Origin of the sequence: Epilithonimonas mollis (assembly GCF_900142325.1) — a bacterium.
GTDB lineage: Bacteria > Bacteroidota > Bacteroidia > Flavobacteriales > Weeksellaceae > Epilithonimonas > Epilithonimonas mollis.
Genome location: NZ_FRAM01000001.1, coordinates 1,023,178 through 1,035,753 on the forward strand (window position 1 = coordinate 1,023,178; position 12,576 = coordinate 1,035,753).

6 protein-coding genes are annotated in these 12,576 nt (G+C 37.9%); 2 read left to right on the forward strand and 4 right to left on the reverse strand.

Translation table 11 applies throughout. From position 1 onward, the window contains the following. Window positions 1-101: 101 nt before the first annotated feature. The 4 genes from BUA97_RS04490 to tsf all read right to left on the reverse strand — a co-directional run bounded on the left by BUA97_RS04490 (window position 102) and on the right by tsf (window position 10,962). Window positions 102-3,287 (reverse strand): T9SS type B sorting domain-containing protein, encoded by a 3,186-nt coding sequence (locus BUA97_RS04490; protein ID WP_072996635.1) that lies wholly within the window; start codon window positions 3,285-3,287, stop codon window positions 102-104. 58 nt (window positions 3,288-3,345) lie between these two features. Continuing rightward, window positions 3,346-7,650 (reverse strand): T9SS type B sorting domain-containing protein, encoded by a 4,305-nt coding sequence (locus BUA97_RS04495; RefSeq protein WP_072996636.1) that lies wholly within the window; start codon window positions 7,648-7,650, stop codon window positions 3,346-3,348. 44 nt (window positions 7,651-7,694) lie between these two features. Next, the gene (locus BUA97_RS04500; protein WP_072996637.1) at window positions 7,695-10,037 is read right to left on the reverse strand and encodes a choice-of-anchor L domain-containing protein; all 2,343 of its coding nucleotides are present in this window, start codon (window positions 10,035-10,037) and stop codon (window positions 7,695-7,697) included. 97 nt (window positions 10,038-10,134) lie between these two features. Continuing rightward, window positions 10,135-10,962, reverse strand: a complete 828-nt coding sequence (gene tsf, locus BUA97_RS04505; RefSeq protein ID WP_072996638.1) for a translation elongation factor Ts — start codon at window positions 10,960-10,962, stop codon at window positions 10,135-10,137. A 238-nt stretch (window positions 10,963-11,200) separates the two neighbouring features. On the opposite strand from tsf, the gene BUA97_RS04510 reads away from it, so the two are divergent. Both BUA97_RS04510 and BUA97_RS04515 read left to right on the forward strand, forming a co-directional pair. After that, window positions 11,201-11,764, forward strand: a complete 564-nt coding sequence (locus BUA97_RS04510) for a DUF6759 domain-containing protein (protein ID WP_072996639.1) — start codon at window positions 11,201-11,203, stop codon at window positions 11,762-11,764. A gap of 9 nt (window positions 11,765-11,773) precedes the next feature. Then, a complete protein-coding gene (locus BUA97_RS04515) occupies window positions 11,774-12,544 on the forward strand; it encodes a hypothetical protein (RefSeq protein WP_139258223.1) in 771 nt (256 codons plus the stop codon). The last annotated feature ends 32 nt before the right edge of the window (window positions 12,545-12,576 follow it).

Genomic DNA, 12,576 nt, shown 5'->3' on the forward strand with positions numbered 1-12,576 from the left:
AAAAATCCGAGAAGGTTAAAATTTTATTAAACTTCATCGGATTATTGTTAAGCAATCAGAATTATAATTTCTTTTAGAAAAAAATTGTTAAAGAAATTAATCTAATCAGAATTCCTGTTTTTCAAAAGGATCCAGCCTGTATATTTTACCGGAGGTGTATTTTCAAAATCCTTCCATTCCATCACATACCAGTAGCTGGAACTCTGTAAAGATTTTCCATTTTGTTTGCCATCCCAGATGTAATTATTATTAACATCACCTTCAAACATTTTTTTGCCAGAGCGGTCATAGATCTCGAATTTGACATTCAGCTTCAGTTTCAGGGCGGACATATCGAGAATGTCGTTCACGCCATCATTATTCGGCGTGATGAGATTATAGATTTTAATGACAGAAAATTCTTTTTCCACAGGCTCGCAGTTATCAGCAGAGATTACATATACCGTGTGCAATCCCGGAGAGAGCTCTGTGAAAACATTTGAATCCTGATAAGCTCTGTTATCGATCGCAAATCGGTAAGGCTGTTTCCCCCCGCTTGCCAGTATCCGGACTGTATTTCCATTGATTTCTATCGCATCTATCACTGGAAATTCCGCAGCCTTTATTTCTACATTTTGTCTGATTGGGCAGTCATTCGGATAAAAACCTTTCAGAATTACAAAATATTTCCCGACAGGAAGATCATTGATAACCTGTCCGGTTCCGATGATTTTGGAAGGATCATCTTCACTATACCATTCAACTTTTGTATTGTCGAAGCCGGCACCTATATCCAAATCTGTCTTATCATCAGGACAAATGATTTTATCCACTAAATCATCCGATTTTTTCGGCACTTTAATTTTTATTGTCAGCTCAGAAACATATGAACAGCCATCTGCATTGGAAAGTCTGACATATAAAGTCTGCTGTTGCGCCACATTGATATCATTGATATCATTGGTAGAATTGGTACTCTGCGCATCAATTTGTTTTATATAAAATTTGACAGTGACAGAAGCATCAGTGGTAAATAAAGATTTGTAGTGATCAAGGTTCTTAACAGCATACGTACCATCCAGATCATCATCACACTCCTCTACTGTGACTTTTGGAAACATTGGAAAATACTTGGATCTCAATTCAATTTTCTGAATAGCGATACAGTTTTTTGCATTTTTTATTCTCACATAAACATCCGTATCTACGGTTGAAAAATTAGCGAAATTATTAATTCTTTCTGAAGTAATTTCGTTCAGTGCAGCATTTTGAGTTCGGTAAAACACTTTTGTAACAGACGTATCTGCAGTTACATCTGCTTTTCTCAAATCATATTCTGCAACATTTGTGGAAGTACATTCTCTCAAAACTGCATCTTTGCCTATGACCTGATTGATCCTGACCGTGGCCTGAGCGACTTCGCAATCCGGGATTGCATCAGTTCCGCAATAAGAATATTGAAATGTATCACTGCCTGACTCTCCTATATTCGCCGTATATATTATTGTTCCATCCGGTTGAGGAACAGCTGTACCTTTTGTTGGCGGCGTTACGATTTTTAAAGTAGCCGGACTGTAAGTCTGCGAGCTTAAACTGAATGCAGGCTTGATGACAACCGTTTTGCAGGTTTCATAGTCCAAATTGGTGTAAGTGGTACAGTTAAAAAATTTAAATTCCTTTGTAACGATCTCATCACACGAGCCTTGTTGTATCCTGGCTCGGTAAATCCCTGCTTTTTGTGGATAGTAATAGTATTTTTTATTGGAATAAGGCTGGCCTGTGGGATCATTGCCAGAAAGTACAGGTGCATTAACAAATGCCCCGGAGTTATCTTTTACTTCCCACTGATACATGGAAAACCCTTCCGTAACTTCCAGCTTCACACCGGGAAGGCAATCACCTTCTGTTTTCAGGATGAGAGGAATGGAAGAAAATCCTGCAAAATAACCTCCATATCCAAATGCGCCGTTCCCGCTCGCGATACCTGCTGTTACTGCTTTGTCAGATTCTACAGTCACATTCCCGGTCACATCAGGAATAGAATAGGAAACCCACTTTTGCTGGGCAGCGAAATTTGAAATATCATAAGGACCATACTGTGGCAAAGGAGCCACACCATTGACTTTTATCTGAGCTCCTTTTTCTGTTATGATATTCAGCTTTGTCCGAAATCTGTCATCATCATCATTTGCCTGTATTTTATTAATAGAACTTATCTCGTCTATTTTGCGGGGAAGATAACAGTTGAGCGGCGGTATATAGTTCATGCCGCCAGTTGCCTGTGTGTTAGCCCCGGAATCCGCTCCTGCCAAGAGCTGATAGACATAGACATTTTTGGTTGTTTTTATATGGAGATTGTAATGTTCATTTCCTCTGTTTATGTAATTATTTTCATTGATAACTACATAATCTCCTTTTTTTGCGAGGATATTAGCCGGTGTTGCAGAGTCATTGAGATAAACTGAAGTATTATCTTCGGTGGCAACAATTACCGCACCTTCCATTTTATCACCAATTTTACCATATCCTTTGACAATAACGAATTCATCTCCAAGTTTATCAACAGGCACGGACTGATCCATCAGTATATCTGAGCCAACTGCAGTAGAAGACGCATATTGTCCATTAAAATTTCCATTGGTTACAGAAATCGGTTTGTCAGAAACAATCTTTGCACCAATAAATCCGTCCTGATTATTAGCATCTATGCTCCTTATATCCGCAATGTAGGATTCTCCTTTATTCAGAGTAAAATTAATTGCTGTGGGAGTACCCAATACTCCGAAATATATCGGTTTTTTAAAATCACTTATCGTAACGTTGGTCTGATCTTCCGTCGCCAAGATACTAACCGAAGCTCCGTAGTAGATATTTACCATAGAATTAGGAGCCATTACACTATAGAATTCTTTTCCTATACCTGCTGTTCCCTTAGATGTTATAATCTCCGAATGGTTATTCACGCCAAAACGAAGATTGGCAAAACAAGGTCTGTCAGCCTTTATATAAAGGCCTCGGGTACCAACAGTAACAAGATCATCCTCAATATTGGTGATAACATAAGCCCATGGGATATTGACAATACCCGGTGCGCCTTTGCTTATTGTAAGCTGTTCTATAAGCGTATTATTATTGTAGATATAAACATTGAACGGTGTTTTCTCATTGCTGGAAAGGTGAAGCACAAGCTCCTGACCCGGATTCATCTGTCCGTTATACATCGGGGCAAACCAATGTTCCCTATCCAGCTGGGAAAATAATTTTATTGAAAATAAAAAAATAAATAAAATTTGTAAAACTTTCTTCATAGTAATAACCTGTTCTATATTACAAATGTAGAAAAAAGGATTTTATTATAGTTTTATCTTAGTTCCTATTTTTTAAAAGGATCCAGCCTGTATATTTTACCGGAGGCGATTTTTCAAAATCCTTCCACTCCATGATATACCAATAGCTGGAAGTGGATAATGGTTTTCCGTTTTGCTTACCATCCCAGATATAATTGTTATTAGGATCTCCTTCGAACAGCTTTTTGCCTTCACGGTCAAAAATCTGGAATTTTACATCAATTTTATATTTAAGAAGAGACATATCCAAGACATCATTCACGCCGTCTCCATTTGGTGTGATAGCATTATAAATCTCTATTACGGAAAATATTTTTTCTGCAGGATCACAGTTATCAACAGATATCACATATGCTTTATGGAGTCCCGGAGATATATTGGTAAATATTTCGGAATCCTGATAATTCCCGTTATCGATCGCATATTTGTATGGTTTCACACCGCCTGTGGCATTTATTTTCACTGTACTTCCGTTGATCTCTATGGATTCGATCTCCGGTAATTCCGCTGCTTTTATTTCCACACTTTGTTTGATGGGGCAGTCATTCGGATAAAAACCCTTTAGAATTACAAAATATTTTCCGACAGGGAGATCACTGATCACCTGTCCTGTTCCGATGATTTTAGCCGGATCATTTTCGTTATACCATACAACATTACTATTATCGAAACCCGGACCTATATCCAGATAAGTGGTATCATCCGGACAGATCGGTTTATCCAGCAATACCTCTGATTTTTTCGGAATTTTAATTTTTATTGTTAACTCGCCTATATTAGGGCAATCCAATGATGAAGTATTAGAAAAACGAACAAATAAAACCTGCTGATTATTAACATTAATCTCAGTAATATTATTAGCAGCATCATTTTTTGCATCGGCTTCCTTAATGTAGAACTTTGCAGACACCTTTGGATCTGATGTGAAGAGAGCGGTATAATTGTTTAGATTTTTAATAGTGAAAATTCCATCCATATCATCATCACATTCTTCATGGGTCAGCTTGATATTAGAAAGCGGTACTCTGTTACCGATTCTGAAATCGATGAAATCTCTGGTCTCGCTGCAATATTTTGAAACTGCTTTTACATATATTCTTATATCATTACTGTAGATAAAGTTATCCTCATTGATAAGCTGTGTGTAAGCTGCATCTCTGTAATACTCCATCTTGATATCGGGATGGGGATTCTGCAGAATCACCGGCGTCACTTGTGTGGAAAGCTTAACTATGATCTGATTCTTAAACTTGTCATCACAAAAAGTGGCATTCAATTTAGAAATATCGAGAACAGCTTTCGGAGAGCCTATAATTTCAAAACGCTGATTGTAGTCACAGCTGTCTTTTGATTTGAGAATGACGTGGTATTTACCCGGCTTAAGGGTTACTTTCTGTGTTGGAGGAATGATATATGCCGGATCGCTGTCGCTTGTCCATTGCCACTTCACGTGAGCCGTTCCTCCATCTACTTGTACAGTCGCACTTTCACATATTGTAATTTCCGGCTGCAGGGTTAAAGATGCAAAACCTTTGGTGTACCTGATAGATAATGAACCGACATTCGGGCATATACCATTTTTTTCGAACCTGAAATGGTAGTCAACATCTTTAGTTATAGTGACGTTGCCATTAGGAAGTCTGTTAATATCGCGTTGTGCATCATTTAAAGATAAATAAAAATAGGTTTTCAGGGCAGTATCGCTCACATCAGTTACTGATAAAAATAAATTTTTATAATTATCTAAGTTCACATTCTCAGAGTCATCCAGATTCGGGTCGCATAAAGTATAGTTGTCAAGGGTTTTTGTCAATGCCAATCTGGTGCCTACTTTTAAGTTGATAGCAAACTTGACAGGCGTACATCCATCAGGAGAAAATACCACCATATGCAATGTTGTATTTGCAGAATATGTAAAATCGTTCGGCAGCTCGGTTCCGGCTGTTGCGACTGGATTAAGATAAAATTTAACATTTGTGAAATAAACAGGATCCTTAAGTAACAGCCTGGCCACCTGATCCAGTTTTACTTTTGCTCCTTTAAAATCAAGATCACAGGCTTCATAGGTATTATTAACAATATCCGGAATCGGCGCAAATCTCAGCTCAACCTTTACAGTTTTGGGACAAAATCCATTGTTTAAACGAACAAATATCTCTCCTTCTGAAGACTGATAATGCCCCAGATCAGCCGTAGCAATTGTATTGACTCCGGTATCATTATCTGCATTGATATGATCCTTGTAAAATGTTTTTGTCACAGAAGTATCCAGAGTGACATCTGCTTTTGTGAGATCAAACTCTCCGATTGTATTGCTTATTTTACAGCCTTTTAAAATACGGTCACTGGCGACGATATTTTTGATATCAATATTTACCAAAACTTCTTCTGATTCTGGTGTGATGGGATCATCTCCGATAAACTTGTACCGGAAAGAATCTGCACCTGCAACATTAGGATTCGCAGTATAGCTGATTGTTTTGGTCACCGCGTCAATGGTTACAGTTCCTTTCAAAGGCTGTTTAACAATGGATATGGAAGAACCAATAACACCCTGATTGCCTAATGTTAATTTAGGCACAAGAGTAAGGTCTTTACAAGTCTGGTAAAACTGTGCAGTGTAACTCAGGCAGCTTAAAAACTTGAATTCTGTAGTATTCACCTCAGCACAAGAACCTTGTTTCACTCTTGCTTTATAATAACCCGCTTCCGTTGGCTTGTAAAGATTTGTATTAGCACCTGTAATATCTTCGAATAAGCCTGTTGCCTGATTTTTCTTCATCCATTGATAAAAATCAAAACCTTCTGGCAGCTGCAAAACCACATCCGGAACACATTCTCCTTCTTTCCTGATGATAGCTGGCAGGTAAGAAAATCCGGCAAAATATCCTCCATAACCCACAGCATCATCTCCGGCAGATATACCAGCTGTAACTGCTCTGCTGGAAAAAACGGCAACATTCCCCGTGATATTAGGAATGCTATATGTGACCCATTGGCTGTTCCCGGTAACATCAAAAGGACCATTGGCTGCGCTCAAGACCAAGGAAGTACCGTTACTTTTAACATCCACAGTTGCGCCCCGTTCCGTAATGATATTCATTTTTGTAGGAATCTGGTTGCGGTAATTATTAATGTTCGAAATAAAAACCCTGTTTTCATTGATCAGGCCGATTTCATCAATCCTATTGGGGAGATAGCAACTCAAAGGCGGGATATAATTGAATCCTCCTGTAGCCTGACCATTACCATTAGTAGGCGGATTACCTATTTCTATTCCTGCCAAAAGCTGATAAACATAAATATTATTGTTGGAAGAAATGTATAAATTGTAATGTCCGGAACCTTGATCCTTATAACTATCCGGTGCAGTTTCAAAAAATTCTCCGGTTTGTAAAATCTTGGCCGGCACGGTATCATCATTAAGATAGATCTCCGTGTTGTCTTTTACTGCAACAATGATAGCTTTTTCCATCGTAGTTCTGGAACCAGTATCTGGATCTACATAGCTGTTAGCTCCATTTCCTTTTACCAGAATAAAAGTTTTTCCTAGCTTATCTTCCGGGACAGCCTGATCCATCAAAATATCTGATGCACTCGGATAATCGCCCGCATACTGACCGTTAAAATTGCCATTAGTAACCGAAATTGGTTTGTCAGCCGTAATCTTTGCGCCTATAAAACCTGTGAAATTTTCCGTCTGATCACCTATACCATCAATGATATAAGATTGCCCTTTATTCAGCGTAAAATTGAATTGTGTTCTGCTGACGCCATCTGAAAATTTAACATTTGGGTCAAAGCCTGAGATGGTCACATTAGTATTATTCTCAGTAGCCATCACGCTGGTCATAAAATTCAGGATTTCATTATAAACCATTATAGGCGCCATAGCCACCCTGAAATCTGTTCCGATACCCGCTGTTCCTTTGGAGGTAAGAATCTCTGCATGCTGAGAGACAGAAAACCTTAAACTTGCAAAAAAATATTTTTCTCCTTTTAAATAGATTCCTTTATTTACAGGCTTAAACAGATCTGATGAGGGATTAAAAGACGGCGGTCTCGCAATGATCATACTCCTGTTAGAAATCTCATAATATTTTGGATTATTTTTACTGATCGTAACCGTCCCTATTATGACATTATTATTGTAAACCTCTACTTTAAAAGGTGTGGTTTCATTAGTGGACATATAAATCCTTTGTACAGTGTTAGGATTCGCAGTTCTGTCAACCATCGGTGCAAACCAGTGTTCTGTATCAAGCTGTCCAAATAAATTTATAGAAGTAATAAAAAATAATAGAATCAGTAAACTTTTATTCATTGTAATAACCAATATATTACAAATGTAAAAAAAGGATTTAGTATTTAGTTTCTATTTTTTAAAAATATCCAGCCTGTATGTTGCGCACGTTTCGGATTCCCGGATTCGTTCCATTCCAGGATGTACCAGTAAGATGAGGTTGAAAGCGGCCTTCCGTTTGTTTTTCCACTCCAGATATACTGATTATTGGGATCACCTTTGAAAACCAACTGCCCGTTTCTGTCATATATTTCAAGACGGGGATCTGATTTTGTCATAAGGTCAGAATAATCTATGAAATCGTTGAAGCCGTCATCATTTGGTGTAATCACATTTTTGATACCGATGATGGAAAAATCCTGAGCTACAAATCCGCATGCGTCTCTGACTATTATTGTATGTCTTCCTTTCGTGACATTCTCATAAACATTGCTGGACTGATATGGCTGTCCATCCAGACTATACTGATATGGCGGAATTCCGTTAGAAGGCAGTATGGTTACTTTATTATCTTCTATCAAAACATTGCTAATGATCAGATCTTCCGGTTCAGAGACTTTGACAAACTGTTTATAAACACAACCGTTAAAGCCTAATTCTACCCAGTATTCGCCAGCAGGTTTATTTTTTACAATCCGAGTTGTAGAACCATCATCCCATTTGTAAGAAGTAAATCCTGAACCCACAACAGGATCAAAACCGGTTCCGGCATCCAGGTCCACGGTGGTGCCTTTGCAGATGATTGTATCTTTCAGTACCGTCGATTTTTTAGGTTGTTTGAAAGCAAGCTTAAAGGATGAATAATTATCACAGAAATTGCCTGGTTTTTTAATTCTGATATAAAAGGTTTTTTCCTTGACAGCTGTACTCAGTGTTTGCTGTTTATTCACGGCGTTTTGGCTTTTCTTGAGGTCGGACTCCTTCTCATAGAAGTTTACATCATTTGGATTGAGTATTTCATTAGTCATAAAAGGGATGTAATCATCAAGATTTTTAGTGGCGTTCCCTTTCAGCTCATTATCACAAACATCAAAAACAGGAGGATTAACAGGTTGCTGAGGATAATCCATTGTCAGCTGTTGACCATGGTAAAACTGTATCGTATAAGAATCCGGCGTACAATTGAAAGCTCTGACTTTTACGGTAATATCCTGCGGATTTTGTGTAAATTCAAAATCAGAATCAGGATTTATTTTCACGCCGCCCTGTGTAAAATATTCAATTGTAAACTCTCTGGAAAAATTAGTAACAATCTGTGTATTGTATTTGGATAGTTTTTCTGTGAATTTATCATCAAAATCATCGTCGCAAATCAATATAGCAGAACTATCTATATTGGCTACAGGTGCATCTTCAATCCTAAGATTTCCTTCCAATGTACAGCCGCTGCTTAATTCGATTTTCACATTATAATCACCAGGCTGCGTCGCTCTGTAGGTATCAATATCATCAGTTCCGGGAATAGGAATGCCGTTTCTGAACCATCTGTAGGAAACGCCTCCGGAGATGGTTTTAATATCATGAAAACCACCTTTACAAAGCGGGATTTCGTTGTCCAAAGTCAGGTCGGGGCCAAGATTGATATTTCCTGTAAAACTACCAGCTTTCAGAAAAACCCCGGAATCATATAATCCGTTTCCCTGATCTGCAATAACCAGTTTTATATGGTATTTCTGTCCTGGAACCACATCTGTCTTCGCTGTCAAAATTGCTGTTTGTCCATTAAAACTTACAGCACTATTGTCGGGATTATATCGCCCGAAATAATTATCATTTACAGCCGGACATTTTCCACCCACACCCCGGACATTATTAGAGGTTATCGGTGTCTGTGTTCCGGGAATGACGGCAATATTGGTATAATCCGGGTCGCCTATTTTTTTTATCAGAAATGCAAAACCATCAGTATATCCACAGGTTCCAGGGTCTGTTGTCCTTAGATACTGTTCAGAAAGGAACATATAATCAAAACTGATCTTATCACTTTGATTGGATGTAAAATCAAATTCCAATATCGTTGCATTAGTGGTATTGGTGATATTTGCACCAGTTTCAAGATCAGGATCTCCGCCCCATCCGGAGGCCGTTGCACTCTGGATCCCTGTAAAAGCGCCTACCGCTTCTGGTGCTTTCCCGCTGGACAATATTATTCCTTCATCTATTTCAAAAGACGTTGTGTTTCTGTTAAAATATCCGTAACTCAGATCTCCGCTGCCAAAATCCCATCCTGTGACTTTGACATTATCGACAGTAATACAGCTGGCATTCTTGGAACCTATAAAAATATCTTTTACCAACTGATCTGCTGTGTAGCCAGTATTTACACTGATATACTGACCTTTTATCGCACTACTAAAAATCAGAACAGCTATAAGCAGTAAACTATATGGACTATAAAAAAATTTCATTTAACAAAATAAGGGCTACAAATCTACTTCTAAATTATCAAACAAAAAATCCCGCTAATCAATTTAACGGGATTTAATTTATTCATAAGTCTTAAGATTAAGCAAGAGCAACTCTCACGAAACCTGTTACTTTAAGATCTGCATTGACAGACTTCACATAATCAGCAACTGACATGCTGGAATCTTTGATGAAATCCTGGTGTACCAAAGTGTTGTCTTTGTAGAATCTCTGCATTTTACCTTTCAGGATATTGTCGATAATGTTTGCAGGTTTTCCTTCTTCTGTCAACTTGTGTCTTTCGATTTCCAACTCTTTATCAATAGTTTCCTGAGAAACAGCATTCTCGTCAAGAGCAATTGGATTCATAGCAGCAACCTGCATAGAAACAGCTTTTGCAGCTTCATCTGCACCTTCTACTTTAGCAGAAACAGAAGTGATTGCAGCGATTTTGTTACCTGCGTGGATGTAAGCTCCCAAATAAGGACCTTCGATTCTTTCAAAAGCACCGATCTCGATTTTCTCACCAATAACCCCGGTTTGTTCAATCAATTTATCCGCAACTGTCATTCCGTGGAAATCTGTTGCCAATAGTTCTTCTTTTGTCGCTGCGAAAATTGCCATTTCAGCCAATTCATAAGCCAACTCGATGAACGCTTCGTTTTTAGCAACGAAATCAGTTTCACAGTTAAGAGAGATCACAACACCTAAAGTATTGTCCTCGTTTACTCTTGCGATAACTGCACCTTCAGAGGAATCTCTGTCTGCTCTGTTAGCCGCTACTTTTTGTCCTTTTTTTCTAAGGATATCGATTGCTTTTTCGAAATCGCCTTCAGCTTCTACTAGAGCTTTTTTGCAGTCCATCATTCCTGCACCTGTCGTGTTTCTTAGTTTTGCTACGTCTGCAGCTACTGGTGTATAAGACATAATATTGATTATTTTATATTGTAATTCCTGATTTCCCCTTCATGTTTTTCAGCGTGCAAATATAGTGATTTTTATAAAAAAACTATCACATTCATACAATCTTAATAAATGTAATAATCCGTAATTATTTTCACAGGCTGTTAGCAGATTTTACTTTTTTTAGTTCAAATATCATAGCGGTTAACAAGATTTGATTTATTTTTACGTTACAATTAAACCGAATTCTATATTTATTATAATGAAGAAGATATTTTTACTTGCGTTTTTCTTATTATCCATCTGCATATTTTCCCAAGTCAGTATTTTCGAGGCTAGAAAGACCACGGACAGAGCTGTGGTGGAAAAATTCATCCGTGATTATCCAAACCATCCTGCCGTTCCCGAACTGAAGCAACGCGCATTATCCTTAAGATACGGAGGAAGTTCCACTGTGGCAAAACCTACCATAAAGCCAATGACTGAAGAAAAAATCGAAAAAACGTCAACAGTCGGAACCTCAGCTGCAAAAGGACAACCATCCGAACGCGCTAAAAACACAGCCGCTGTTCTGACCAGCCTTTTAAACAATGACCCGAACAAAAAGGAATCAATTGTCCAGTTTGTAAATAAATCCAAATGCAACCTCATCATCAAGATCAGCGGAAAAAAATTCTACAACCTGACTGTCCCAGCAAACAACCAAAGCTATATTCTTGTGGACAAAGGCAGTTATAACGTTTCCACCTCTATTTGCGATGCCACATACAATCAAAACAAGGTTTTCACAAAAGATGTCATCATTACATTGAATGCGCCTAAATAGAAAATATTTTTGAAGGTTATACTATCTATATTATTGTGTTTACCGGCTTTTGTTTTTTCCCAGAAGAAAATCGAGGCAGATTCTTTGCAGCTAAAGGATGCAACAGAACTTTTCGGTGACGATTACGGCAATATTTATATTTATAAAAATAAAGATCTAAGTTTTACTAAATATGATGCAGCCGGCAATCAGCTGGGAAGACTTATGGTGACCTTTCCTTATAAAATACAAAGTGTCACCAACCCTCTTAACATTGTTATGTTTTCTGAGAATGCCCAGGAAATTAAATTCTTTGATCAGAATCTGAATGAGATCCAGAAAATCAATCTGAGCTTCGGTTTCGGATTTGTGAAAGCAGTTTATGCCGAAGATCTGCAATTTGCCTGGCTGATTGATGACAGCAACAAAACCCTGATCCAGTATAACTTCCGAAGTAATTCTGTAATCAATTCCTTCCCTTTCAACGTTAATCTTCAGGGGCTAAAAGATTTTTTAGTTTATAATAACAGGATTTATATCCTGCGGGAAGACAGCTTCGAAGTTTACAATACAAAAACAACACTCCTGGTTTCTGCTGAGATTACCGATGCAAAAAAACTACGCAGAACCAATGAGCTTGTTCTGATATTTGGAAATAAAACCATTGCAAAATTTGACGGTAAATCGATCGTAGAAATTTTCCGGAGTGCAGATGCAAAAATTGTGGATAAAAACAGCTCCGGATTTTTGGCACTCATAAAAGACAAACTTTATCTTTACGCCTCAGAATTAAAAGATTAAAAATTCAGACATCAAATACCTGTCTGGCTTTT